This is a genomic window from Polyangium jinanense, from assembly GCF_028435265.1.
Taxonomy (GTDB): domain Bacteria; phylum Myxococcota_A; class Polyangia; order Polyangiales; family Polyangiaceae; genus Polyangium; species Polyangium jinanense.
This window is the reverse complement of sequence record NZ_JAGTJK010000013.1, coordinates 121,305-146,315: the sequence shown is the minus strand read 5'-3', so window position 1 is coordinate 146,315 and position 25,011 is coordinate 121,305. Positions and strand designations below refer to the sequence as shown.

The window sequence follows — 25,011 nt, the reverse complement described above, 5'->3', positions numbered from 1 at the left end:
AGGCCACCTTACTCCTCTCTCAAACTCCTCGGCAAACCCGCGGCTCCATCTGGTACGCCACGCACCCACCTCCCCCCACTGCGCCTCCCTGGCATGCCCGAGCACGCTCTTTTCTTGGCCGTGTTCCTCCTTGCGTGGTTGGCTGCACAAGCCAGACCCATCGTCGAGCACACGGGGGATCCTCACCGGGGGGCCGCTTCGCCGTGCGCTCGGTTTACGTATCGAGGCGCGTATGTTGGTCACCATCATCGTCATCGCTGTCGCTGCTGCTCTCGTGGGTGTGCTCGTGCTGGTCGGTCTGCGGGCCGCGAACCTCGGAAAGGCGCTCGAGGCTGCGGAGCACAAGATCGAATCTCTTCAAGGAGAGGTCCGGGCCCTGCACGGGAAGAACGCCGCGCTGAAGGACGAGAGCGACCAGAAGGACAACTGGCTCGACAACCTGGACAAGGACGTCACGCACCTCCGCAGCGAGCTCGACAAGCGTCCGATCCAGAAGCGTAAGTCCTACCGGATCCTCACGCTCGGCATGAAAGCCACGGGCAAGACATCGCTCACGCTGAAATGGTCGAACCCGCTGGTCGATCTCGGGACGATCGAGGGCACGAAGATCGAACGGTACGAGCGCAGCGTGAGCCACGTGCGCGAGAAGGATACGCTCGTCGAGCACGTGTTCGAGGTGCACGACTGGGGCGGCGAGCACATCGTGGACGCCTTGCAGGAGCTGATGGTCGAAGAGATCCACGGCTTGCTCGTCGTGGTGGACCTCGGCGGCAGGGAAGCGACGCAGGTCGAGATGGGCCGCGTTTCCGAGCAGCTCCAGGAGTTCCAGCCGCAGGCGCTGCGATACTTCTTCGGTCCGAAGACGCTCGCGTCGTGCAAGTCGGTGGTGCTCTTCATTAACAAGAGCGACCTCATCGCGGGAACGCCCACGCAGGTGGAGGAGGAGGCGAAGCGGCTCTATCAGCCGCTCATCGACAGCCTCATGAAGTACGCGAACCAGATCGACGTGCGGGTGTTCGTCGGGAGCGCGAACTACGGGCACTCGACACACCTTCTGTTCTCGCACTTCGTCGAGAAGATCCTGCCGAAGAACGCGTACGACCCGCAGCTCCTGCAACGCATGAAGTCCGACTTCGGCCAGGTGCGGGCTCTCCCCAGCGCCGCTCAAGCCATGCAGCTCCCACCCGTGTCCTCGGGGACGCCCGCTCCGCCAGTCGCCGCGCCCGTTGCGGCCGCGCCACCTGTCGCGCCCTCCTTCGGGCCGCCACCGGGGCGCGTGGCTCCGTCGAGCGGCCTGCGCCCGCAGATCCCCCATTTCGGGAATGGCACGGCGAGCATCGGGGACACGGCGCCGCTCTTGCACCGGACAGCGCCGCTTTACCAGAAGGCGTGACAGGAGAGTACCATGGAAGCGCAAGTGCTTTCCGCGGGCTACGAGGCTCCGACGTACCAGGCGCCGGCTGGGACCGTCTGGTATCACTTCCTGCACGGAAACGTGCCGCGGCACCAGATCGATTTCATGTACCGGCCAGAGGTCCCGCAAGGACTGCTGTCGCGGCAGCACTTCAGCCACCTGGCGCGGCTCATGAAATATATCGAGCCGCGACGCGGGAGCGCGTATGCGTTTGCCATCGGCAACCTGTCGCGGGACGATACGCAGTACGAGCCCGGGCGCGGAGGCGTCGCGCTGATCTTCGGGCTGCGGATCAAGGGCGCGAAGGATCACGCTGGGCGGCAGGACCCGCCGTTTTGTCATGCGGTGGCAGCCGTGGATCGGCAGCTCGACGAGGCGATGATCCTCGAGGCTGCGACTGCGTTTTATCGGAAGCTCTTGCCCGACCAGGAGTCGCAGGCGGAAGGAAGCGGCTGGTACCACTCCTACGTACAGTCCGCGACGAACCCGGACGCGCTTCTGCCGCTTCTGCGTTCGTACGTGGCGGACTTTGCGGATTTGCCAGCGCCGCACCCCAGCGGGCTCGGGCTCCGGTGGTCGGTGGAGGATGTGACTCCGCCGAAGCGGGTGGTCATTGTGCACGCGGACGCGGCGCCTTTTGAGGTGATCGCGCGGTGTGCGGCGCGAATTGCGGGTGTCCTCGTGGAATCGGACATCCGGTGGACAGCCATTTCGAACGGGCGAGAGGGGGATGTACCTGGCGGTGTAAGCGTGCGTTTCGTGCCGCGGCGGGAGGCGGGGCCAGAGCCCTCGGACGTGGTGATGATGGCGCTCGAGGATGTGCCGGAGGATCCGCGAGAGCTCGCGGAGAAGCTGTTCAACGCCTACGAGGTGCGGGTCTCGCAGATGCCCGAGCTGCGCATGGGCTGGCGGCAGATGTTCGCGCAGCGGAATGCGGGGAATACGGGCGGGGCGGCGGGGGAGGCGGCAGATCCGGTGGAGGCGCGCCCGAAGCCGTGGGCGAAGAACCCGGAACTCGCAACCGGAGAGATCCGGGTGGATCTCGAGGACCTGGGGGCGAAGGCGGAGAGGGATTCCGACGATCTGAAGGCTGCAACCGGGTTGGTCGCGGAGGTCAAACCCGCCAACGCCGCCAAGGCGAAGAAGGCGGGGGGTGGGGTCGGGCTGCTCGTGGGTGTGGGCGTGGCGATTGCATTTGCGGGGGTCGTTGCGGCGGTTGCGCTGGGGGGCGGGGGACCGGCCGGGACGGCGAATGCTGCGCAGGGGCCGAGCGAGGTGCCGACGGTCCAGGCGGTGCCGGCGGCGATGCAGGTGGAAGCGCCGCCGATGATGGCGACGGTGGCGCCGACAGCGAAGCCTGCGGCGACGCCGGAAGTGAAGCCGAAGACGGCGCCATCCGCGGAGTCTGCGGGGAGTGCCCAGGCGAGCGCGAAGAAGGGGTCAACGAAGAAGGCTGGGGGAACGACGAAGAAGAGCGAGACGACGAAGAAGAGTGGCGGGAGTATGTTCGACGTCGAGACGCTGAAGTTTTAGGGCGTCTGGCAGGTGCGGGGGAAGCTCCTGCACCCGCCAGCGCATGTGCGGGCTCAGGTGCAGGTTCCGCCCGAGCAGTTGTTGGTGCAGCATTCCGATGGTTGCGTGCACGGAGCTGCAATGGGCTTGCAGCAGGTCTTCAGTCCGTCACCGTTTCCGTCATCGCAATTCTTGGTGGCGCAATCGCTCGGAGATGCGCAGGCAACTCCGACCTTGCTTCCGCAAACGCCTGCTCCACTGCACTCGAATCCGTCTATATTGAGGCACTGGGGCCACGTGTCCTCCCCGTGTAATGGAATGACCGTGCACTGACCCAGGTAGCCCGCGGCGTTGCAGGCTCTACACTGGGTTTGGCAGGCAGAGAAGCAGCACACGCCGTCGACACAGTAATTCGAGTTGCAATCCGACGGTGAAGCACACAGCTCTCCGTTGTCGCACTTGCCGCAGCGTGTTCCGCCGCAGTCCACGTCCGTCTCGTCCCCATTTTTGATGCCGTCGTCGCAAGCAAAACACGTCGCCTCATGGCAATACCCGCTGGCGACGCAATCGGAGTCTCCGTTGCACTGGATGCATTGACCGGTGCTGTTGCAGACGTTCTCCTGGTTGGGGCCGCACGGGTTGCCCACGTTTGCGGGCGTGGACGACGGTTCTCCGTTGACACACTGGCTTGTTTGACACTCGGCTTGGGGCGTGTCGCTGTCGTCGTTGACCTGCTGAGCGGCGCCCTGGCCGTCACATTGCAGTTGTTTGCAGTCGCCGACCACTTGTTCGAGCGTAGCCGGGACTGCACCAGCTTCCAGAGGCACCTGCTTGCACGTGCCCTCCTCGCACCTCCAAGGAGCGCACGGGGTCAGCGTCGAATCGCCGCATTGCTCGTCGATCGAGCAGCCCCCGCCACCTCCACCCATTCCGCCGCACGAGCCTGCTTCATCGCAGGTAGCGTCCTCTCCACAAGTCTTGCCGGGGACCAGAACGTGCTGTTTGGATGGCGGATCGCCCTCGCACATCTCGACCGTGCAGGGATTGCCGTCGTCATCAGCGCGTGATGTGGGGCAGCGAGACTGCGCTGCCCTCTCGAGCTCGGCTGCGTGCTCGTCGGGGTCGACTGCGCAGCCTTGAGGCTGCAGGCCACCGAGCGCGGCCAGCGCCAGCAGAGGCCACGACGCACGAAGTCTCATCCGCTGCATGTCTACCCCCGTCGCGTCAGAACGCTCCCACCACAACCGCACCCGCTTCTCCGCCTCCGAGCGCGGGGAGCACCGCCACCTTCGTCGTCCCTTGCGGGTGGGCCCCCCGGCTCGTCGTGAACCACAAGATCGCCGTCCCTGCGAGCGCCGCTCCTCCCACGGCGTATCCTGCGATCGCCGCGCCCCTCATATAGTTGCGATCGGTGGCAGCGGTCGCCCACTTATCATAACATTCAGCAGCCCTGCACCCATCGGTCCCATACGCGATTCCGTCGATGATACGGTTCGCCTCGTCTGCCTTCCCATTCGAAGCCACCGTCATCCCGACCCCGACTCCCAGGCCCACGACCGCGAGGCCGAGGCCTCCGATGGCCGTGTAAGTCCTCCACTTCGGTGCCCCCTCGGACGTATCCGCTCTCGTCGCGCTCGCGACTTCCTGCCGCTCCGGCACCATCACCACAGGAACCTCGACCGCCGGCCCCTGCCCCTCGGGCAACGTGACCTTCTTTCGCAGGGTCTGATAGCCCGACGCCTTGACCACAACCTCGTGCTCCCCAGGGTTGAGGGCCCGGGGCATGGTCACGAGGGTGGGCAGGATCGTCTCGCCGTCGATGGTCACCGCCACGGATTTCAGGGGGGCGCCCTCGATCCGAAGAACGAGGGAAGGAATCCGGGTATCGAGCGCCTGCATCGCAAAGGACGCGTTTTCGCGAGCGTCCTTCTGTAAGTCCTCGCCCAGCCTCGTCTTGCTCGACGCCCGCAGACGTGGCAGGGCCGGCCGGCGCGTTCCTGGCGGGCCGGCTGGTTCGTCGCGAGCGATCAATACGCCGCGCACACCGGTGCGCTCATCGCACCGCCTTCGGCACGGACAGCAAATGGCCTGCTCGCCGCGCTATCTCTCGACCGAGACCTCGTGCGGCAGCGCGATCCGCTCCCCGCGTAGCGCGGCCATGACGGCCGTGCGCAGGTACGCCTTCGGGTCGAGCCCGCAGAGCTTCGCGCTCTCCACGTACGAGTAGAAGAGCGCTGCGACCTCGGTCCCGCGCTTCGACCGTGATCCGTAATGATTCTTGCGCCCGACCACGACGCCGCGCTCGGCTCGTTCGGTATGGTTGTTATCGAGCGGGATCCGCGGATCGTCCAGGAAGCGCGTGAGCCCGCTCCACATGCCGGCCATGTACTGGATCGCCTTGTCGAGGCTGCTGTCCGGCACCACGGCCGTCGTCTCGGCGAATTCCCGGATTCGATCGATGATCGGCCTCGACACGTTACCCCGCAGCGCGCGCCGCTTCTCATCGCTGGCGGCTCCCGGCTCGCACTGCGCCTCGACGGCGTACAGTCCGCGAATCAGTCCGAGCACGGCCTTCGTCTCCTCGGGATAGGACTTCTCGGCTTCGATGAATTCGCGCCGCACGTGGGCCCAGCAGTGCGCGAGCTTGATCGGAGCATTCTCCCCCTTCGCCAGCGACTTGTAGACCGCGTAACCGTCGCACATCACGGTGCCCTCATAGCCACCGAGCACCTGCTTCGCCTCCTCGGCCGAGCGACCTTCGAGGATTCGATACGCGACCGCGTCCGGCGCTACAATCGACCACGCGTGCCATCGCGAAGGCTCATTCTTGCCGAGCAGCGGCCACCGGGTCTCGTCGGCACCGATGACGGGATGGCTCAGGACGTGACGCACGAGGGCCTCGTAGCCCGGCGAAAGGAGCCGCGCGAGCCGCTCAATCTGGTCCCAGAGCGTCTGCGACTCGACGAGCAGTCCTTCGCGCCGCATCTTGCGCACCTGTCGCTCCAGTGGCGCATGATCACAGTACTTCTCCGTCGCCACCTCGACTGCAAAGTCAATCGAATACCGCGCCCCCTCGAAGAGCTTCATCGGAGCGGGCGCCGTCTCCACGCAACCGCCGCAGCGGCACCGATACTTCTGCCGCTTGTGCTTCTTGAGCTCGAAGCGCCGCGGAGCGACGTCGACTTCCTCGGACTCCTCGAATTGCCCTTCCCACACCTCGAGCGCGCCGCCGCACGAGTTGCAGACCTTGTCTGCCTCGTCGAGCTCGTGCACGACCTCCACGATCGGCAACGACGGCTGCGCCTTCGGTCCGTGGCCCTTTTGCGGCGGCTTCGGCGGCGGCTCGGGCGTTGCGTCTTGCGCCTCGCCGCCGCGACGCTCCGACTTCTCGCCGAAGAGCAGACGGTTCTTCTGGGCAATCTGCTGCTCGAGCTCGGCGATGCGCAGCTTGAGCTGCTCCGGATCGCCGCCTTTGAGCGCGAGAAGCTCGGCGGTCAGCTCGATGATCTTCTTCGCGAGCTTCTGGTTTTCCCGCTCGAGCAACAGCGCCGCCTGCCGCAGGACTTCGGGGTCATTCTCGGTCTCGAAACGCATCGGGTCTCGAGTTGTATATGTCGTCAGACCCCTCGAATGTACCGACGGTCCGCGTAAGAAAACGCTCATCCCCAGCGCAAGACCCGATTGGCGGGCGTGTACGGCGGCGGTGAGAGCGGCATGCGTCCGATGAGCTCGCTTCCTTCGAGCAGGAGCGCGAGCTCGCTCGTGGTGAGCACGAGCGGACCGTCCCCAGGCCGCGCCCACGGCGCCGCGAATCGGCCCTTCGCGAGCCGCTTCGAAAAGAGGCAAAGCCCCGTGCCGTCCCAGAACAACACCTTGGACCGCTGGCGACTGCGACTCACGAAGAGGAATATCTCACCCGACATCACGTCGCGGCGAAGGCCCTGAGCGACCAGCGCCGTGAGGGTGTCGAATGATTTCCGCATGTCGACGGGCTCTCGATACGCGTAGACCCTGACCTGCCGCGTCGAGCCGATCACGACAGCCTCCGGAGCAGCTCGGCGAGCGCGTCGAGGTCGAGTCCCTCGACGCGTAGTCCCGAGCGGTGCTGCACGACGATAGGCCCGCGGACCTCGGCGGCCGGGGCCTCAATGATCTCGACGGGCGAGAAACCAGCCGTCGGCAGCTGCGGCGACGCGCCGCCCCTGGCCCAGCCGTACAAGGTCCGCCAGTGCAAGCCGATCTCGGCTCCGATCTCCGCAATCGTCGCCCCCTCGTCACGCCGCGACCAGAAGTATTCGATCGCTTGCCGACGTACACGCTCGGGATACGCCTTCCCCCGTCCTCGCCCCTCGTCCCGCTCGATCTCTGCACGAATCGCCGCCGCTCGCTGATGGTTCCGCATCGGGTGCTCCCTTCGGGGCACCAGCGTCGGAGGTGCAAGCCGTCGGTGTCAGGACGGGGGTGGGCGAGGTGGTACGTCCTTCTGGGCCTGCGCCTCGCCAGGCTTCTCGGGGATCTGCGTGACGTCGTACGCCATCGCGCGCGCCTCGACGAGGCGGCCGAGGACTTCGAGCGCCTTCACGACCTCGAACCCGGTCGTGGGCAGGTTCATGAGCAGATGCGCGCCCTGGAACCGCTCGAGGGCCGCACGGGCGTCTCCAGCGTCGAGCAGGCTGCGCCCTCCGCCGAGCAGGTTGCGGGCGGTTTGTCGGTCCGAGGGGGAGGGATCAGCGGATGCGGATCTGGGTGCGAAGAGGTGTGCGGCGAGGATCAGGCCGCAGGAGAGGGCCCGAAGGCCGTGGCTGAGACGCCGGGTGCGCCGTTTGTCCATGAAGGATTCTCCGTGTCCCTGGTTTGGCAGGGTCGAGAGAAGCGCGGAAATGGGGGGCGGTGCAAGAAAATGGCTGGATCAGGGAGCAGCTGCGGAGATATGGAAGGTGCGGGAGAGGCCCTTCGATCGCTGGGGCACGTGGAAACTTACATGCAGGTTCCGGCGGCGGAACAGTTGTTGCTACAGCATTCGGAGGCTTGCGTGCAGGGATCCGCACTGGGCTTGCAGCAGGTCTTCTGTGCAGCACCGTCCACCTGTTCGCACCGTGCAGTAGCGCAATCGTCTGCGATGTCGCAAATGGAGCCGACCTTGGCTTTGCAAGCGGCGGACCCGTTGCATTCAAATCCAGTTTCGTTTAGGCACTCCGGCGAGTTGTCCTCTCCATACAATGGTATGTCTTTGCAGTTACCCAAGAAACCGGTGACGTTGCAGGCTTTACATATGCCAGTGCATGAGTTGTTACAGCATACCCCGTCGACACAGGCCGAATTGCAATCCGTTGGGGACGTGCACGACTTTCCGTTACTGCACTTAGGGCAGCTTGTGCCGCCGCAGTCCGTGTCGCTCTCGTCGCCATTTTTGATGCCGTCACTGCAAGCAAAGCAACTGTTTTCGAAGCAGTGGTTATCCGGTCCGCAGTCGCCATCAACGTTGCATTCGACACACTGGCCGCTGTTGTTGCAGACATTCTCCTGGTTCGTGCCGCACTTCATACCCACGGTGACGGGCGTGGACGACGGCTCTCCGTTGACACATTGGCCTATCTGACACTCGGCCTGAGGCTTGTCGTTGTCGTCGTTGACCTGCTCAGTACTACCCTGGCCGTTACATTGCAGTTGTTTGCAGTCGCCGGGGACTTGTTCTAACGTGGCAGGGACTGCGCCGGCTTCTAGAGGCACCTGCTTGCACGTGCCCTCCTCGCATTTCCAGGGGTTGCACGGTGTCGACATCGGATCACCGCACTGCTGGTCGGTCGAACAGCCCCCACCGTTCCCCCCCATTCCCCCGCTTCCCCCGAAGCCCCCACCCCCGCACTCCCCTGACTCGTTGCAGGTTCCCCCGACACACGTCTTCCCGGGGACGGCGACATGCTCGGGCTTGTCCCCCTTGCACATCTCGACCGTGCACTCTTTGCCATCGTCGTCCGCTCGATTGTCGGGGCACCGCGCCGCAACCAAATCCTTGAGATAATCCGCCTCCTGATCCGGATCCCTGCCGCACCCCTGCTGATGCAGCCCCACCAGCATGGACATCGCGAACAACGTCAGGCACGCCCCTCGTGTCGTACGTCGCATCTCAGCGCCTCCGGCTCAGAACTCACCCACCAAAATTGCCCCCGCATGCCCACCCCCGACCGCGGGAGCCAGCATCACCTTCTTCGCCTCGGGCTTGGGCTTCGGCTTCGTCAAGAACCAGAATGCCGCCGTCCCGACCAGCGCCGCTCCTCCCACCACATACCCGGCGATCATTCCCCCCTTCAGGGTCCTATGCTCCGCCACCAGCTCTCCGAACGTATCGAGGTTGCGAGCTGGATCGCTCCGGAGTTTACCGAACTCGTCCTCGAGCTCACCGTATTTGCTGCTCGCCGCCACCGTCATCCCGATCCCGACCCCCAGCCCCACCACCGCGAGCCCCAACCCACCGATCGCCGCGTACGTCCGCCACTTCGGCGACGTGTCCGCTGGCACCTTCTCCCCCGGCACCCCCACGAACCCGTTCCCCGCCCCGCTCCCCGAATTCGCGCTTCCGCCCGCCGCCGTCAGTGCGAGCCGCACCTCTGGCGCCGACCCCGCCTCGACCACGAGCTCCTGCTTCGCCGGCTCGTAGCCTGCCTTCTGCGCCTCGAACGTGTGCTTCCCCGGGTCCACGAACACCGGCTTCGCCAGCGGAGACGTCCCGAGCTTCTGCCCGTCGAGCAGCACCTCGGCGCCCTCCGCTCCCACGACCACCGTCACGGTCCCGAGCTTCTTCCGGGCTTCGTCGAGCTTCTTCTCGGCTTCCTGCCGCGTGGCCTGGTCGATGTTCTTCCCATCCCGTAGGAAGATCGTGAGCCGCTCCGCGACATCCCGGTACCGCCCGAGCTCTTCCTCCGCCCGGATGAGCGCTGCCAGGTAGCGCGGGTCCTGCGACAGCTCGTACGCCTTGGCAAACTCCTCGCGCGCCTTCGCCCACTGCTTCGCCTGCGCGAACTTGACCCCCTCCGCGAAGTGACGCTCGGCTTCCGTGACCTGCGCGCTCCCGGCGGCTGCCGCCGCGCCCGGCGCCTTCCCCTGCCCGAACGCAGCCCCGCTCACGAGCAGGTGCGCCGCGACGAGCCCGGCCAGCCACGCGCGTCCCGCCCTTCGCCGGCTTGCTTCTCGAACGTCTGCCCTGCGCGTCGACGCTTCCCCCACGCGTGCTGCCTCCGCCCTTGACTCGTTCATGTGTTCGACGGCCGCATTGGAGCGCACTTTCGCCCTCTACTCAAGTCCCAACGTCAACCTCGCGTCGTTTCACCATGTCCCGCTCACGACGAGCCCCGCCGACGTCGCTTCCCAGAAGGGCACGAACGCGACGCTCCCGCCGCTATCCGCCCTCCGTCGTCCGAGTCCGTAATAGAGCCCCGTAGCCCCAGCGATCGCCCCAGCCGCGACGAACGTTCCAATCGACGCGATGGCCAACCGACGTTGTTGCTCCTCAAGGCCGATGACGTGACGACAGAACGGTCCCGTACCCTGTTTGCAGGAGTCCGGCGCATTACCTGCCGCATCCGCGTCCACCCACGCCTGTTTGGACTCGGTTCCCTTCATGCCCGAGAAGATCGCGAGCGCCGTACCCGCGCCCGCGAGGACAGTCCCAGCCGCGATTCCTCCGAGAAAGAGCCTACTACGGCTCGCCGGCGCGACGGAAGGCGTCTGTTCGAGCGAAAGCTCCACCTCATAGGTCTTCCCGGGTTCCACTTCGAGTGTCCTGTGCGCAGACGCGCGGCCCACGCGCCGGGCCTCGATCTCGCGATGTCCGACGTCCACGAATACTGGCTCCCAGGAAGGGGCGATACCAATCGACTTGCCGTCCACCAACAGCTCGGCTCCGGGCACGGTAACCGTCACGCGTAGTATGCCGACCCGGGATTTCGCTCTGGCGAGCATCGCTTCCGCGAGGTGGCGATCCTCGTCGCTCACGTCAGTCGCCGTTCCGAGGAATCTGGTGAGATGCTCCGCCGCATTGCGATTCTCACCAAGCTCGAACTCTGCGCGCCCTAGCTGCGCAAGAATCTGAGGATGCTCGACGATCTCGAGCGCATCGCGGAAATGGTCTCGCGCCTCCGCCCAGTGGTTTGCCTTGGCAGCCTTCGCCCCCTGCGCAAAGAGGCGCTCCGCCTCGGCCTTGCCGGCCGGTTCGCTTTCCGCCCGCGTATCCGTCGCTCCAAGAAGCGCGGCGACGACGAGGAGTGCATGGAAGTGTCGCAGGAACATCGTCGGCTCTCGGGCTACCGGGAGAGGGGGCCATCGAACATGCGCGACCTGGGTTTGGCCGATTGCGACCCCTGTGGGGCCGTACTCGTCGGTACCGGCTGCGCTTTCGGCGTGGATTGTCCTACTGGAACGAACTTTTGCGGCGTCGATCCCGCCGACAGAGGCTTTGCCGGAAGTCGTCCCGTCAAAACCGAGGGGGCCGGAGGCTGCGGCGCCGAGACGGCATTCGTCCCAGGAGGTTCCACCGTGGCGACCTTCACGGGCTCAGCCGGAGCAGCCTCGGAAGTGGGCTTCGTTGTCGCCATTGCCGCAGGCACCACCGGCGATTCCTCCGGGGTCTGTGCCGTCGCCGCTTCGGCTGTCGGCGTTCCACTGGGATCCACCAGAGCCGTCAAATTCAGCACGAGGAACACCGCGAGCACCGTCACCGCCAGGATTCCCACGCCGATCGCAGCATACATGATTCCCGCGCTGCTGCGTCGCCTGGCACGATGCCCGGCGAGCTCCGGATCCGCGGTCGGAGATGCAGGGATCGGATGGACCATCCCGCCCGTCGACGTCGTAACCCCCCCGCTCACCCCGGAAGCCACGCGCTCCACGAGATCCGAAGGAATGGCCATCGTCCCGCCCTGCAATGCATCGACGGGAGACGATTGCCGGTGAGCATCGGCCGCACGTTTGGCCTCGAGCGCCTGCTTCATTGCCTCACGCCAGTTGGGTCCCGGCGATGCGACCGGCTGATTGGGCATGAGGAGTTGCGTTCCGGTCGGCGATGCACCGGGGGGGGCTTCAGCGACTGACGCGTTTCGACGTTGCATCAGGTCGGCCAGCACCGCACGGCCCTGCATGGGCTGCGTCGCCACCAGATCCTCGTCTTCCATCATGGGCGCGGAGCCCATCGTCGCACGAGGAGCGGACGGCGGAGGAGGCTCGTATCCGCTGAATGAAGGTGGACGTTGGGGCGCGGCCATGGGTTGCGTGCCCGTCGGCGCCGTGCTCGGCGGTGGCGCTGGCTGCCCTGTCCACGAGGGCCTACGCTCCATGGCAGGAGCCGGCTGTACGCTCGCGGCGGGACCCGGGGTCGGCTGCACAGCGAGAGGCGATGGCGTCTGTCCAGTAAACGAGGGACGCCGTTCCTGGGCCGGAGCTGGCTGCGCAGCCAAGGTCGATGGCGCGATCCCCGTGAGCGTCGGTCGTCGGTCCGGGCTCGAGCTCGGGGCGGCCGGCACATTGATCTGGATCCGAGCGGACCTACTCGTTTCAGCCTGCGCGGCGAGCGCTCGCGAGAGGTCTGCCGCGTGCGCGAATCGCTTGCCACGGTCGCGATCGAGGCATTTCGCCACGATCTCGTCGAGCTCGGGTGATATGCCACGCACCTTGCTCGAGACCGGCGCGATGGGCGCGAGCAGGATCTGCCGGACCACATCCTCCACCGACCCCGAGAAGGGCCGCGACCCAGCGAGCATCTCGTAGAGCACGATCCCCAGCGACCAGATATCGGTGCGGTGATCGAGGTCCTTCCGCATGCCCACCTGCTCGGGGCTCATGTACGCGGGAGAGCCCACCACGGCGCCCGTAACGGTCGCGGGACCGTCGGCGCTTTCCAGGTTCTTGGCCACCCCGAAATCGACGACCTTGACGACGAACTCGTCCTCTCCGGCCCCAACGGCCCGGTGTAGGAAGATGTTTGCGGGCTTGAGATCTCGGTGGATGATCTTGGCTGCGTGCGCGACGGCGAGCGCGTTTGCGATATCGCGGCCGATGCGCGCGGCAATCGGCGGCGCGATACGACGCTTCGCTTTGAGCAAATCGCCGAGCGTCTGCCCCTGGAGCAGCTCCATGACGAGGAACGGTTCGCCCGTTCCCGTCTCGCCTACGTCGAGCAGCTCCACGATGTTGGGGTGGGAGAGCTTTCCGCAGGCCCGGGCTTCCCGCAGTAGGCGCTCCCGGAGGTCGAGCGTCGGCTTCAAAATGAGCTTGAGCGCGACCTTGCGGCCCGTGGACAGGTTCTCACCCGACCAGACCGAGCCCATGGCCCCCTCGCCGATCTTCTGGATGAGCCGATACTTGGCACCGATCGTGTCCCCCGGTTTCATGATGGCTTACATCCTGTCATGCTCGGGTTCTCAGGAGCCAATTTTTGGTGTTGGTCCTGGTATGGGGGACAGACAGAGGTGGACGACTGGACGAACGCACGCTGTTATGATGTTCAGCGGCAGCAGATGGTGTGAGGGCCGTTGGGTAGGACAGTGCCGCTGGGCTGGCCGCCGGTACAGGCGTTTGCGTCGAGTTTTGGGGTTGCGGGCACGAGGCGAATCGATCCGGTATCACTGTCGAGGTGTTCGCCTACGAACGTGCAGGAGGCACCATCGACTGAGACTTCTTCCCCCGTGCAGCCATCGAAATTGAAAATCGTGTAGCCCCCGCCCTCGCACTCGACAGTGTTCATATCGCAACTGCAATCCGAGCACGCTCGCGCATCCTCCCCCTCTTCGTAGACCGTCACGCTTTCGCCCCAACCATCGGGACATGCCACTTCACCATCAGCGATGATGCAAATTCGTTCACCTTCCAGCTCGTCCCTGGCACGACATAGCTGGCCCTCCTCGCATCCGCCAGCATGCGTCTTGGACTCACACGTCTGATACTCATGCTTCCACTTCGGTTGGACCAACCCACTTCTACACGAGAACGCGCCAACGAGCTTCGACGGCTCCGTTATTTGGCAGCGTCCGATGAGTGAAGCTGGGCTGTCCCAGCAGGACGTATCGTCGGCCTGATGGGCAAAGCTGAACGTCTTGCAATCACTGCCGAAGGTATAGCAAGTCAACTTGGGAGCGGAGCAGTTTTCTTTGCTCAGCGAGCATTCACACGCCCCGCACTCGGCGTTAGCCGCGGGCCCCCCATAGTAGCGGCGGTGCGATGAGCCTGGTGGGCAATGTAGTGTGTTCTCTGCTGGATACAAGAATTCGCGCATACTGCCGATGCGCCAACCGACAGACGGAATCGAATAGTCCACGCATTGGTAGGTCTCGGTGCACGCCGGATCCGCACAATCCGCGAGACCATCGCCGTTGTTGTCATATCCGTCCTCGCAGTTCTCGGGGGCATCTTGACAGGTCCTGGTATCCTCGCAGCCCCCTACGAGTTCGTCCAGGCACCCGGGCGCGACGAGAGCCGCACCGAGCAGCATGAAACACATCGCCGCCGCTGACCGCGTAGTCCCACCCCATCCCATGCCCAGACTCCTCACTTGCAGGTCCTGAACAGCCCAATTCCCTTGCACTTCTTGGCCGTCGCCGCCGGCTTCGCCTCGCCCATCGAGCCCCCCGGTTTCGCGGGCGGTGGCCTGCTTGTCCCCGCGACGGGCACCGGATTCGCGAACGCGGTGGTCGGCGTTGGGCTACCTGCAGGCTGCGTGGTCGGAGCCGGTTCCGGCTTGGCGCTCGACTCAGCCATCACCGACGCTTCCGGCACGGGCGCGACGACGGGCTCCTCCTTCGGCTGCGGATTCGCTTGTGGAGCCGCCTCGATGGGTACATTCACGGCCTCCGCTGCGGTCGTGTTCGTCACGACTCCTGTATTTCTCCTCGATATCCCCAGGGCCAGCACCCCGCCTGCGACGACGACCAGGACCGAAGCTCCCATGACGGTAGCCCGCATGCGCTCCTTCTTTGGGGCGTTCTTGCCCGCATGCGCATCCTCCCTAACGAACACGGGCGAGGACGCCGTCGAGGGCGTACGTGATTGCACCACTGCCGACGTGGTCGTCGTCACGCCTGATGTCGGCATAGCTGAGACCGGCTCAGCCAAGGCACCTCTTTGCGCAAGTACCTGACGAACGTCCCCGAGGAGCGCGGTTCCTCTCGGCCCCACCGCGCGGGGGCGTACGACATCGTCCATGATGAGCGTCCCCTGCTTCGACCGAGGTTGCATGGGAGGCAAGGGCGCCGTGGCCACTGGCGTGAAAGGCCCCGGCATGTCGACCCTACCCGCCGCAGAGGCCATCGCGGACGCAGGCAGTGGCATTGTCGTCTCGATAGCGGGGGACGAAGCCTCGCGAATCGATGGCGCCGATGTGGGAAATGCGACCGACATCGGCGCTGCAGCGCTCCCGGGCTCCGCTTCCGCCAGCGCCATCGCGCGCTCTGCCAGCCCCACGTGGATACGTGACCCCTCTTCCGGCGCGACGTATGCCGCGAGGAGGCGCTCCACGACGGACGCAGACGCAACGCGTTTGTTGCGATCTCGCTCGAGGCAGTTGGCCACGACGTCGTCCAAGCCTGAATCCAAGTTCCGGACGAACTGCGACGCCCGTGGAATGGGGCCCACCAGCACCCGCGTGAGCAACTCCTGCCGATTCCCCTGGAAAGGACGTATGCCCGTCAGCATCTCGAAGAGCACGACCCCCAGCGCCCAGACATCGGTGCGATGGTCGAGATCCCGTGCCGCGCGAATCTGCTCCGGGCTCATGTATGCGGGCGAGCCGACTGCACCACCGACCATCGTGACGAGAGACTCGTTCGCATCCAGGCTCTTCGCGACCCCGAAATCGAGGACCTTCACGATCGAGCCTTCCGTGCCCGCTTCGTGATGCAGGAAGATATTGGCGGGTTTCAGATCTCGGTGAATGACGTTCACCGCGTGCGCCGCTGCGAGCCCCCGCGCGACATCACGACCGATTTGCGCCGCCATCGATGGCGAAAGCCGACGCTGCCGTCCGAGGAGATCCGCGAGCGTCTCCCCGGACAAGAGCTGCATGACGAGGAACGGCTCGCCTTGCTCCGTCTCGCCCACGTCGTGGACCTCGATCACGTTTCGGTGCGCGATCGAGCAACAAATGCGAGCCTCACGGAGGAGTCGATGCCGGAGATCGTCCGAGGGTTGGCTGATCAACTTGATGGCCACCCGCCTCGAGGTCGTCTCCTGGATCGCCTCCCACACGACCCCCATGGCCCCCGAGCCGAGCTGCCGTAAGAGGCGGTACTTGCCGCCCACTCGATCTCCGCCGTTCATGATGGCGGATGTTGTCGTCGGGTGGGTCCAGAAACACAAATTTTTGGCGTGAGGAGTTGAGAATACGTACCTGAATAGCTGGCCGTGTGTTCAGTGACGACGAAGGGGAGAGTGATCGGCTTCACCCCCTGGCACCCTCGGACAAGCCCCCCGTTCCGTGGCCCGGACGGCTTATGAGATGAGTTCTACTCTTCCTCCGTTTCAACGAGGAGAGCGGGGAGCGGCGCAGGTCGGGCACAACGAGGAGAGCGGCGGCGAGAGCCGCCCTCAAAGACTGGGCTTGAGTGCTATGGATCGGGCGTCATCGGGCATCCCACTCGTTGCCGCGCGTTCGCAGGTCGTTCGCCCATCCCAGATGTTTGACGTGCGCAAAGTAGGTACCTGGTCCCACCATGTTGAAATCGTTACGATTCCAGATCTGAACGACCCGCTCGCCCCACCAGAACTCGGAGCGCGTGAGGATGTCGGCAGGCAACACGGAAGCCCAGAGCAGCTCGTCGTTCGGCTCAGGAACGGCCGCTCCGAAGCTTCTTTTCATCGCATCGATCCAGCCTCTGCCCGCATGGTAAACCCCGCAATTCACGGTCGCCCAGTAGTTCGGGATCTGGATGAACTTCGGCGTTCCTCCTCGTCGACAGAAGGACCAGAAGTCTTCGTCCGGTTGGCGCAGCATCACCGTGTCCCAATCCACCCAGAGGAATTCGCCAAACGTTTCGAGAGCCCAAAGGCACATCCAGTGCTTCATCTTGTGCGCCGTGTCGCGGTGAATCTCGGCAGGTGCGTCATCGAAGACCCGGTGCACGTTCAGACCGAAGCTCTCCAGCTGTTTTGCAGAGGCCACATCGCCTGCAAGGACGAGGAGGTCGCGTCGATAGCTCGGGTTGACCTCGAGGCTCAGCGGGATCTCCTGCAAAGTAACCGTCGGCGGGTGTGCAACGCCGCCTCTCGTGTACGGGTACAAGCCCGCGATCATGGGAATCTGCATGCAGCCTCCTCGACCACGTTGAAGCCACCGATGGCCGTCCGTTCGAAGCGTCGGAGCATCTCGGTCCTCATTTCCGGCGATTGTTCCTGGAACACACGCCAGACCTCGTCTTCCTCTGCCTGCGGCACCTCGAAGCCAAGCTCGGCCGCGTAGCGCCGCATCCGCTCGAGTGTCGCGAGTGCGTACTTCCAGTTGACGAGCGGCTTGAGCAGAAGGATCTTTCGCCGATCCACCGACGCCTTGGCGAGGGGGTGGATCCTCGCTGTCCATCGGTCGCCGGGGAGATGTTCCGCGCCGACGGCGGAGAGCCCGATATCGAAGCGTGCCAGGCGCTCGTCGAGCGTCGAGGGCTCCGTCGCATGTGGTACTTCGACCACTCGATCGTCAATCTCGAATGCATCGGCGAAAGTGCCCGTGGAAAGCCGTTTAGCACCGCGCGCATCGAGCGCCGCCACGATACGTTCCCGGTCCTCGGCAGACGGCGCCCAGAGATCGAGGTCGCGAGGAGGCCGCCCCGTCAGGAGCGTCTTGAAGGCTCCTCCCGCCAGGAAGAACCGAGCGCCGCTGTCGAGACCCACGGTTCGCGCGACCTCTCGGCGGGCGAATAGGATGACATCCTCCTCGTCGAGCGTGCAAAGAGGGCCCGGTGCATCCCGACGAACGTGATCCCGGTAGGCTACCGCGAGGCGGCTGTCGTCACGCCAGAAGAACGCTCCCTCGAGATACCAGGGCCACGCATCGGGCCCGAGGAGCATGCCGAGGTGCCGAGCCGCTGTGGCGGTCACGAGCGAGTCGTGGGTGACGAATACGTGGATGCCTGGCGTTCCTGCGGCCCGAGCGAGCATGTGGTGCACGAGGAAATGCGCGGCTCGCCGAGGATGAGCCATTCCCGGCAGGGCATCGTCCGCCGCGACGAGATGCTGCATGACACCCTCGTGGCCGAGGTCCTCCCAGTTGCGCCATGCGCGGCGCTCATCGATGACGAAGACGCCGGGGTCACCCAGCAGTCGATCGTGGACCATGGGTAGATCTATCGCCGCACCCTCGCGCAAGGCCTCTGCCGTCTGCACGCATCGCACGAGAGGGCTCGCGTGGAGCGACCGCAATCGCCCGCCGATCCTGGCACCGAGATCCTTTGCGAGGCGCACGCCGATGTCGGTGATCGGGAGCGCCTTGCCGGCGTCGCCGGGTGGGAGGTGGTTGCGGACCGAGTGCCGCAGGAGAATGACCACGGGTTGGTCGCTCGGCGCCTCTCCCAGCCAGCGAATCATCGAGGGAGGGACTTGCCATTCGATGACGCTGCTCATGTGTGCGTCCTCCGGGCAGAGGACGGAAGTGCGGCGCGGATTTCAAGGACGGTCGCGCCCCGCTCGTCGATCACTTCCAGCCCGCCGTCGAAGCGCTCGACGCGCGCTTGACCATTGTAGAACGGCTCGATCGCGGCGAAGCGCGGTGTGTAGACCGGCCGTCCCGCGCAGTCGACGTGCATCCACCCGGCTTCGTTGCGCGCACGAGCGAAGCCTTTGTGGAATACATCGAGGTCGAGGAACCAGCGGTCGTGGAGTCGCCTGCCCAGGGGATCGATGTGCGTCGATCGGCCATCGGCCGCCTGGACCACGGCCACCCCGTCGCGGAAGTCGCCCGCATACCGCCAGCGCTCTGCATAAGCCGGCTCTCCCTCGACCGTGACGTGCAGGTAGAGGCCCTTGTGCTCCCGCACGGCGCAGCGGTTGCCCTGGAAATTGCCGCACCAGGCATACCGCTGTGAATATGCATCGGCACCCTCGACGTCGATGTGAAGCCATCCGTTGCCGCTCACGACGGCCGCGAGACCTTCATAAAAACCGAACGTACGGCGAAATCGGCGAGCGTAGGCAGCGCGGCCATCGTCATGGATGTGCCATGCCTCCTCGCCGCGCCGGACCGGCGCGAGCCCGGGTGCATGGTACTTCAGCACCTCGTCGAACCGCTCGGCGTAGGCAGGCGCGTCGCCCCGCAGATGGTGAGTTCCGGACGGCGCGACCGTGAATTCGCTCCACCTCATGGCTTCCCCTCGGTCGGCTTGCGCATGTTGCAGCTCATACAGAGTTTTCGATTCCGGTACGTGGAGGCGAGCTTCCGGTAAGCATCGCCGTTCCATATCTCCATCAGCCCCCGCTCGTGCAGGCTCCCGAGCTCACCCAGCGTGCGGCGCTGGGCGTCTGGCGCGCAGCATGGATCGAAGCGCCCAAGCGCGCTGACCCAGGCCTCCTGGCCGAGGAACGGGCAAGGGCCGCCCGGGGCGAGGTCCTCGGTCGCGCCTTCGTCGAGAAGGAAGATGTTCTCGAGCATGACGTGCCGTCCGTCCGGCAGGGTCCTCTCGGCGGCCGCCTCCCGCGCCAAGAGGACCGCGGCGTTCCAGCGCCGGATCGAGTCGGCATCTCGACGCATCGACAGACCCTCGATCTCGTCGAAGTGGGCCCACAGGTGATGCCCCTTCACGCGGTCCACGCCGAGGTCGATCGCCAGGCGTACGATGTCCGCCAGCTCGGCGACATTGGTCTCCAGGAACGTGAGCTGGAAGGTCACGCGGCAGCGGTTCCCGCCCTCGGCAGCGTGGGCGTCCCGGACCGCGATGAACGTCCGTACGTTCTCGAGCACCGTCTCCCAGTTCGAGCCGATCATGATTGCCTCCTGGGTCGCCTTCGTGGCACCATTCCAGGAGATCTTCACGTCGGAGCCGACCGGCACGATTCGCCTGGCCCAGGCCTCGGCGCCGAGGCGTGGGAAGGTCCCGTTGGTGGTCAGGTTGAGCTTCACGTCGTGCTTCGAGCAGAGCGCGAGGATGTCCTCGAAGTGCTCGTAGAGCAGGGGTTCGCCCATGGTCGACGGGATGATCTCCCGCAATCCGTGGGGCGCAGCGTCGGCGACGACCCGCTGGATGAGCTCGATGGGCATCAGCCGCCGCGGCTTTCCTTCTGCCTTTCGTTTGATCTGGAGCGGGCTGTGGGGCGAGTGCTCCTCGCACATCACGCAACGCATGTTGCAGGTGTCGGGATTGGTGTCGAACGTGATCCGCCACGGCCCAGCGCTACGGGGGATCCGCGCGCTGTCGCGTCGCTGGAGGACCTGCGTATACAGGCGCTCGATCTGCGCCGCATGCTCTTCGATGCCGGGAACGTCACCATTCTCGCTGAACGGGTACCCGCGCTCGCCCAGACGGCGCGCGAACGCCGGGTCATCGACGAAGCGCTGCATCTGCTCGGTCAGCGAGGTCCGCGAGCGATGCTCGAAGAGCAGCCCGTTCACCTCGTGATGCACGTATTCCGCCATGCCGCCTGCGTTCGCCGTCAGCACCGGGACGCGAGCTTGCTGTGCCTCGTGGATCACGAGCGGCGAGTTTTCAACCCAGACCGACGGTACGACGATGGCGTCGACGTGGTTGAAGACGTCGCCTACGATCTCCTGGTTGCGATACTCCGGGAGCCACTCGACCCGCGCCGCGACACCCGCCGGCAATCCCGCCACGATCCCCTTCAAGGCCTCGGTGTCCTGACCCCGCGGCCGTCCCCAGATGCGCAGCCGCGGTTCTCCCCGCAGCTCGCCGAATGCGTGGATGAGATCGTGAATACCCTTGGCCGGGATGTGCGTCCCGATGTACCCGAAGGTGAAAGGCTCGCCCGGCGCGCGCTTGCGTCCGGCCATGCGCTCCCGCGCGAAGCCGTAGTCGAGGTACACGAGCTTGCGCTCGGGCAATCCAAATTCGTCACGATAACGTTCGAGGAGGTACCGCGCGGGGGCGATGAAGAGGTCGACCCGCTCCGCCATCTCGCGGATGTGGCGCATCCTTCGGCGCACCCAGTCGGTCCAGTAAGCGACGTCCGCCTCGTGCTCGTCGGGCGCTCCGCTGAAATATCGCGCGTAGCAGCGTTCGGCGCACTTGCGATCCTCCTGCCCGTCGCACGCCGCCCAAAGGTTGTCCGGGTCCTTCGGGTGCGTCTGCATGAACTGACCCCGAGGGCACATCACCCAGTAATCGTGCAGGGTGTAGACGATCGGTATCTCGCGGCCAGCCGCCTCCTCCACCAGCGACGTGGACAGGTGGTTCAGGTGGCCGATGTGGACGACGTCGGGCTGCACCCGGTCGAGGACCTCCGCGAACCGCTGGTCGATGCCGACCGCGCGGTAGCGATCCCTGTTTCGCGGATTGTTGACGAGGTGGAGCGTGATGCGGGGGTCGTCGGCGTCCGGCTCGTTGCGCAGCCGGTCATCCGGCGCAAAGGGGTCTTCTTCGCGCGTGAAGACGTGGACCTCGTGACGGTCGGCGAGCCCGTGGCAAAGCGTCTGGGTGTAGACCTCGGAGCCCGCGTTGTAGCGCATCGGGTAGCCGTGGATGACTTGCAGAATTTTCACGATGCGACCTCCTGCGAATGGGCCGTGCCGAGCTCCGGGCGAAAGTCTCGGATCAATCGAGCGAGCCCCTCTCGGAGCGTCACGCGCGGCTGCCACCCGAGGAGATCCCGTGCGCGGTCGGGGCAGCCGTAGAATCGCGAGACGTCGAAGGTCCGAGGCGGGGCGTGCTGGATCGCCGATCTTGTCCCGGCGAGATCGATCGAGAGAGCCGCGAGTTGCCCCAAGGTGGTCGGCTGCCCGCTCACGAAATGAATGGGCGGTGGGGCGTCCGCGCCGCTCGCCAGGTGATCGACGAGCCCGACGATGCCCCGGGTGACGTCGTCGATATGGGTGAAGTCGAAGGTATGCTCGGCCCCGTCGACGCGGAGCGGTCGCGAGAGCACGGCCATGCGCGCGAACGCGGGGACGACGCGGTCGGCGTGGTCCCGCGTGCTGCCGTAGACGTTCGAGAGGCGAATGATGGCCCCACGGAGCCCCTCGCGGCGCGCCGCCTCGACGAGCCGCTCTCCTTCGACCTTGGATCGGCCATACACGTTGACGGGGCAGAGGGGCGTGTCCTCGGATGCGGGCAAAACCTCGGGTTGTCCGTAGACTTCGCGGCTGCTCGCGAAAATGAGCCACGCTGGATTCGTCCGGCGCCGGGCCGAATCGATGACGTTGCACAGGCCCGCGACGTTCGTCGCCCAGCAGAGCTCGGGGTCGCGCTCCCCCCAGAGCACGCGAGAGACGGCGGCCAGGTGAATGACGCCGTGGCAATGCGCGACGGCGGCGCGGACGCGCTCGACGTCCCGCACGTCGCCCGCGTCGGCGCCGGTGGCCTGCGTGTCCAGGCCGATGACGTCGATGCCCCTTGCTTCGAGGGCGGATCGCAGGGCGCTGCCCACGAGGCCGCACGAACCGGTGATCAGGATCTGGTGACGCATGATTGTCCTCGAACGACAATGCTGCCGCCCGATGGGCGAGCGGCGGCGAGGTGGACCTCGGGTCCGCAGCCGTCGCTGCGAACCGGTGACGAAGGTCCCAGTCACGAGGCGACAAAACGTGACAAAAATTTCTTCAAGTCATCGACATCGCTCGTAAAATTTTGCTTCGAGGGCCTCGCGGGCGCGGCTGTACCGTTTCCGGGCGGCAAGCTCGGAGATGCGGAGGCGCCGGGCGACCTCGGCGTGCGAAAGACCGTCCCAGACATGCAGCTCGATCACCTGTCGTTCCTCACCCGAGAGATGACAGAGGGCGTCCTGGGCTGCTTTCCCGGTCGCCTTCAGGATGAGCTCCTGCTCGATGCTCGGCAGGATGCATGCGTCGGGGAGCCAATCCGGCTCGTCCGGCACCATCGGACAGAAGTGCCGGTTTCGGTGCCATGTGTCCTTGGCGGCGTTCTGGACCGACCGGACGAAGTAGGGCCGGATCTCCGCGACCCGATGGCTGATGAGGCATACCGAGACCATGACCTCGTGCACCACGTCCTCGGCCTCTGCCGCGTTCTGGAGGACGCGGTATGCCTCGAGCACGGCCCAGGAGCGGAGGCTCCTTCCTTGGTTGTCCTTTTGATGAATCTCCTCGATGCACCGATCGAAGCTCGCCTGCACCTCGGGCGTGGTGATCTCCCCGCTCGGCGCCGGCGCGAGGCTCCGCGGTTTTCCCCCGAGCGCGCCCTGAACGACCTGCCGCGAGCAAGCGGTCGTCGAGCCCGAGCACGTCTCGAGCGCCCGCGCCATCTCCTGCGCCGAGAGCGCCGATGCGACCTGGCCGAGCGCATTGCCGATGAGCAGCGCGATCACCGAGACCGCGAGGCTCCCCGCTGTCACGAGCCCCGCGAAAAACGCCGACCGGCGTACGCCCGCCCAGAGCGAGCGCATCCAGAGCCACCACCCCCGGGTCGAGAGCGCCGCGGCAAACAGGAAGAGGAGCGTCGCGCCCGCGAGGATGAAACCACCGAGCAGGACCGGCGGCATGCGGATCACGCGTGATGCCTGGAAGGGCACGACGCACCCGTCGACGAAGAGCGCCACCCCGCCCAGAGAGAGCCACGGATGGCGAAAGAGCTCCCGATACCAGGACGAACGCGCCTTCGGCGGGGGAATCGGCGGCACGTAATAGCCCACCGGTGGTGGCGCTGCGGGCCGAGGCGGCGCGCCGCGGGAGCCGAGTTTGCGCACGACCGAAACGATGGCGCCGATCAACGCGACGAGCCCTGTCAGCCCGAGCAAGGACGCGGCGATCACCACCGCACCCTCCACGACGTGCGTCTCCCGCGCGCCGATGGCGTCGAGCGCCCACGCGCTCGCGAGGCCCAGGACGCCCGCCCAGAGAGCCAGCAGCGTGACCGCGAGCGGCAACAGGACGAGCACCGAGAGCAGCGCGAGCGACACCGCCGCCAGCGCGGCCTGCCAGCGCGGTGTGGACGAGGTTGGCGCCGTGGCCTGTGGCGTGTTCACCGGGCCTCTTGGTAGGCGAGCATGGTTGGCTGGGCACCAGAGCGTAGAGGAGAAGAGCCTGAGGATGCAACAGGCACAGAGGGCGGTTCGTCATCGCTCGCGACGTACAGGCGCCGCGTGGATGAGGGGAACGGCTAGGTTACGAGCCCTACCGCGCCGACCTCATGCACCCCCGAAGTAGGTCAGTAGATCGCGGAAAAAGCAGTCATCGATATCGCCGCCTGGATTCATGCCGATTCGCCGACCCATCATGACGTCAACAATCTGGTCGAGCCCCCAAAACTCGACCGCTCCACCAGTCTTTGCTTTCAGGTCCCGGTTGTTGACCACGAGTCCCACGGTCGCACCGAAGTCCGCAAGGTAGCCCTGCACCTGCTTCACCGCCGCGGGCTCGTTCGCCTGTCCACACTTGGCTTCGAACACGCAGTTCTCGACGTCCGAGCCTCGAAGCCGGGCGACGACCGCATCGATGCCATGGCGATAACCGACCCCGGCATAACGGATGTAGTAACCGAGCCCATCGAACATGATGGTCACAAATCGTTGGAATTCTACGAAGTCGAGGCGCTCGATGCGCTCCCGGAGACGCCCACGCGTGCCCTCTTTGGGGCAGCGAGGGGTTCGATACGCGAATCCAGTGCGGCGAGGCGGGCGGCGATGGGGTGGCAGCCGTGGTATTCGCCGCCGCGCTCTGCTCCCCAGCCCGGCCGGAACATTTGCGGAAGGTGATGTTGCCACCGGTTGCGAACATCCGCCTTGATGGCGCGTTCGACCTCTGTCGCGTTGACGTCGAGCGTGAATCGGGTTGGTAACTCCGCCGCGATCTCTTTGTAGAGAAGAAGTGGCTTTCGTGCAATGGCCTCGTCGACCAGCAACTCCCGGATACGGAGCACGATGAGGACGTCGCGGTCACGTTGCGGAAGCTTCACAGTCGTACCGGTGCACAGTTTCTCCGAACACGTCAAGCC

The 25,011-nt window shown here is 65.6% G+C and carries 20 protein-coding genes; 3 read left to right on the top strand and 17 right to left on the bottom strand.

Going from position 1 to position 25,011, the window contains the following annotated elements; genetic code table 11:
• Window positions 1–232 precede the first annotated feature (232 nt).
• Together KEG38_RS24055 and KEG38_RS24050 are read left to right on the top strand one after the other, a co-directional pair.
• Complete coding sequence (locus KEG38_RS24055; protein ID WP_272422210.1) at window positions 233–1,393, top strand: GTPase domain-containing protein; 1,161 nt, start codon at window positions 233–235, stop codon at window positions 1,391–1,393.
• A 12-nt stretch (window positions 1,394–1,405) separates the two neighbouring features.
• Window positions 1,406–2,947 carry a hypothetical protein gene (locus KEG38_RS24050; RefSeq protein WP_272422208.1) on the top strand — a complete coding sequence of 514 codons (1,542 nt, stop codon included), beginning with the start codon at window positions 1,406–1,408 and terminating at the stop codon, window positions 2,945–2,947.
• Between the two features lie 1,203 nt (window positions 2,948–4,150).
• Here KEG38_RS24050 and KEG38_RS24045 read toward each other — a convergent pair.
• The 5 genes from KEG38_RS24045 to KEG38_RS24025 all read right to left on the bottom strand — a co-directional run bounded on the left by KEG38_RS24045 (window position 4,151) and on the right by KEG38_RS24025 (window position 7,757).
• On the bottom strand, window positions 4,151–4,825 hold the full coding sequence (locus KEG38_RS24045) for a PEGA domain-containing protein (RefSeq protein WP_272422206.1): 675 nt from the start codon (window positions 4,823–4,825) through the stop codon (window positions 4,151–4,153).
• Window positions 4,826–5,026: 201 nt separating this feature from the next.
• Window positions 5,027–6,520 carry an IS66 family transposase gene (gene tnpC, locus KEG38_RS24040; RefSeq protein WP_272422205.1) on the bottom strand — a complete coding sequence of 498 codons (1,494 nt, stop codon included), beginning with the start codon at window positions 6,518–6,520 and terminating at the stop codon, window positions 5,027–5,029.
• A 65-nt stretch (window positions 6,521–6,585) separates the two neighbouring features.
• Entirely contained in the window at window positions 6,586–6,963 is a 378-nt protein-coding gene (tnpB, locus tag KEG38_RS24035) for an IS66 family insertion sequence element accessory protein TnpB (RefSeq protein WP_272422203.1), read from the bottom strand.
• Window positions 6,960–7,328: a hypothetical protein gene (locus tag KEG38_RS24030; protein WP_272422201.1), complete on the bottom strand. Its 369-nt coding sequence runs from the start codon at window positions 7,326–7,328 to the stop codon at window positions 6,960–6,962. Before KEG38_RS24030 ends, tnpB begins: the two co-directional genes overlap by 4 nt.
• Before the next feature lie 48 nt (window positions 7,329–7,376).
• Window positions 7,377–7,757 (bottom strand): hypothetical protein, encoded by a 381-nt coding sequence (locus tag KEG38_RS24025; RefSeq protein WP_272422199.1) that lies wholly within the window; start codon window positions 7,755–7,757, stop codon window positions 7,377–7,379.
• A 138-nt stretch (window positions 7,758–7,895) separates the two neighbouring features.
• Here KEG38_RS24025 and KEG38_RS24020 point away from each other — a divergent pair, with 138 nt between their 5' ends.
• The gene (locus KEG38_RS24020; protein ID WP_272422197.1) at window positions 7,896–8,525 is read left to right on the top strand and encodes a hypothetical protein; all 630 of its coding nucleotides are present in this window, start codon (window positions 7,896–7,898) and stop codon (window positions 8,523–8,525) included.
• Between the two features lie 542 nt (window positions 8,526–9,067).
• Here the strand turns inward: KEG38_RS24020 and KEG38_RS24015 are convergent.
• The 12 genes from KEG38_RS24015 to KEG38_RS23960 all read right to left on the bottom strand — a co-directional run bounded on the left by KEG38_RS24015 (window position 9,068) and on the right by KEG38_RS23960 (window position 24,972).
• A complete protein-coding gene (locus KEG38_RS24015; protein WP_272422196.1) occupies window positions 9,068–10,180 on the bottom strand; it encodes a PEGA domain-containing protein in 1,113 nt (370 codons plus the stop codon).
• Window positions 10,181–10,249: 69 nt separating this feature from the next.
• Window positions 10,250–11,212 (bottom strand): PEGA domain-containing protein, encoded by a 963-nt coding sequence (locus KEG38_RS24010; protein WP_272422194.1) that lies wholly within the window; start codon window positions 11,210–11,212, stop codon window positions 10,250–10,252.
• A 14-nt stretch (window positions 11,213–11,226) separates the two neighbouring features.
• Window positions 11,227–13,308: a serine/threonine-protein kinase gene (locus tag KEG38_RS24005; RefSeq protein ID WP_272422192.1), complete on the bottom strand. Its 2,082-nt coding sequence runs from the start codon at window positions 13,306–13,308 to the stop codon at window positions 11,227–11,229.
• Between the two features lie 1,153 nt (window positions 13,309–14,461).
• Complete coding sequence (locus KEG38_RS24000; RefSeq protein ID WP_272422190.1) at window positions 14,462–16,228, bottom strand: serine/threonine-protein kinase; 1,767 nt, start codon at window positions 16,226–16,228, stop codon at window positions 14,462–14,464.
• A 301-nt stretch (window positions 16,229–16,529) separates the two neighbouring features.
• A complete protein-coding gene (locus KEG38_RS23995) occupies window positions 16,530–17,213 on the bottom strand; it encodes a hypothetical protein (protein ID WP_272422188.1) in 684 nt (227 codons plus the stop codon).
• Window positions 17,198–18,520 carry a histidine phosphatase family protein gene (locus tag KEG38_RS23990; RefSeq protein ID WP_272422186.1) on the bottom strand — a complete coding sequence of 441 codons (1,323 nt, stop codon included), beginning with the start codon at window positions 18,518–18,520 and terminating at the stop codon, window positions 17,198–17,200. The genes KEG38_RS23995 and KEG38_RS23990 overlap by 16 nt, the downstream gene beginning before the upstream one ends.
• Window positions 18,517–19,257, bottom strand: a complete 741-nt coding sequence (locus tag KEG38_RS23985; RefSeq protein ID WP_272422184.1) for a hypothetical protein — start codon at window positions 19,255–19,257, stop codon at window positions 18,517–18,519. The genes KEG38_RS23990 and KEG38_RS23985 overlap by 4 nt, the downstream gene beginning before the upstream one ends.
• The gene (locus tag KEG38_RS23980; protein WP_272422181.1) at window positions 19,254–21,605 is read right to left on the bottom strand and encodes a glycosyltransferase; all 2,352 of its coding nucleotides are present in this window, start codon (window positions 21,603–21,605) and stop codon (window positions 19,254–19,256) included. The genes KEG38_RS23985 and KEG38_RS23980 overlap by 4 nt, the downstream gene beginning before the upstream one ends.
• Window positions 21,602–22,528, bottom strand: coding sequence for an NAD-dependent epimerase/dehydratase family protein (locus KEG38_RS23975; RefSeq protein WP_272422179.1), 927 nt, complete (start codon window positions 22,526–22,528; stop codon window positions 21,602–21,604). The genes KEG38_RS23980 and KEG38_RS23975 overlap by 4 nt, the downstream gene beginning before the upstream one ends.
• Window positions 22,529–22,666: 138 nt before the next feature.
• Window positions 22,667–24,043: an RNA polymerase sigma factor gene (locus tag KEG38_RS55595; protein ID WP_272422178.1), complete on the bottom strand. Its 1,377-nt coding sequence runs from the start codon at window positions 24,041–24,043 to the stop codon at window positions 22,667–22,669.
• Between the two features lie 162 nt (window positions 24,044–24,205).
• Window positions 24,206–24,571: a restriction endonuclease gene (locus tag KEG38_RS23965; protein WP_272422280.1), complete on the bottom strand. Its 366-nt coding sequence runs from the start codon at window positions 24,569–24,571 to the stop codon at window positions 24,206–24,208.
• Window positions 24,572–24,594: 23 nt separating this feature from the next.
• Complete coding sequence (locus tag KEG38_RS23960; protein ID WP_272422177.1) at window positions 24,595–24,972, bottom strand: hypothetical protein; 378 nt, start codon at window positions 24,970–24,972, stop codon at window positions 24,595–24,597.
• Window positions 24,973–25,011 lie beyond the last annotated feature (39 nt).

What these genes read in the sequence shown, in the direction of transcription:
- KEG38_RS24055 (WP_272422210.1), top strand. Translation starts at nt 233, where the DNA reads ATGTTGGTCACCATCATCGTCATCGCTGTCGCTGCTGCTCTCGTGGGT.
- KEG38_RS24050 (WP_272422208.1), top strand. Translation starts at nt 1,406, where the DNA reads ATGGAAGCGCAAGTGCTTTCCGCGGGCTACGAGGCTCCGACGTACCAG.
- KEG38_RS24045 (WP_272422206.1), bottom strand. Translation starts at nt 4,825, where the DNA reads ATGCAGGCGCTCGATACCCGGATTCCTTCCCTCGTTCTTCGGATCGAG.
- tnpC (WP_272422205.1), bottom strand. Translation starts at nt 6,520, where the DNA reads ATGCGTTTCGAGACCGAGAATGACCCCGAAGTCCTGCGGCAGGCGGCG.
- KEG38_RS24030 (WP_272422201.1), bottom strand. Translation starts at nt 7,328, where the DNA reads ATGCGGAACCATCAGCGAGCGGCGGCGATTCGTGCAGAGATCGAGCGG.
- KEG38_RS24025 (WP_272422199.1), bottom strand. Translation starts at nt 7,757, where the DNA reads ATGGACAAACGGCGCACCCGGCGTCTCAGCCACGGCCTTCGGGCCCTC.
- KEG38_RS24015 (WP_272422196.1), bottom strand. Translation starts at nt 10,180, where the DNA reads ATGAACGAGTCAAGGGCGGAGGCAGCACGCGTGGGGGAAGCGTCGACG.
- KEG38_RS24010 (WP_272422194.1), bottom strand. Translation starts at nt 11,212, where the DNA reads ATGTTCCTGCGACACTTCCATGCACTCCTCGTCGTCGCCGCGCTTCTT.
- KEG38_RS24005 (WP_272422192.1), bottom strand. Translation starts at nt 13,308, where the DNA reads ATGAAACCGGGGGACACGATCGGTGCCAAGTATCGGCTCATCCAGAAG.
- KEG38_RS24000 (WP_272422190.1), bottom strand. Translation starts at nt 16,228, where the DNA reads ATGAACGGCGGAGATCGAGTGGGCGGCAAGTACCGCCTCTTACGGCAG.
- KEG38_RS23995 (WP_272422188.1), bottom strand. Translation starts at nt 17,213, where the DNA reads ATGCAGATTCCCATGATCGCGGGCTTGTACCCGTACACGAGAGGCGGC.
- KEG38_RS23990 (WP_272422186.1), bottom strand. Translation starts at nt 18,520, where the DNA reads ATGAGCAGCGTCATCGAATGGCAAGTCCCTCCCTCGATGATTCGCTGG.
- KEG38_RS23985 (WP_272422184.1), bottom strand. Translation starts at nt 19,257, where the DNA reads ATGAGGTGGAGCGAATTCACGGTCGCGCCGTCCGGAACTCACCATCTG.
- KEG38_RS23975 (WP_272422179.1), bottom strand. Translation starts at nt 22,528, where the DNA reads ATGCGTCACCAGATCCTGATCACCGGTTCGTGCGGCCTCGTGGGCAGC.
- KEG38_RS23965 (WP_272422280.1), bottom strand. Translation starts at nt 24,571, where the DNA reads ATGTTCGATGGGCTCGGTTACTACATCCGTTATGCCGGGGTCGGTTAT.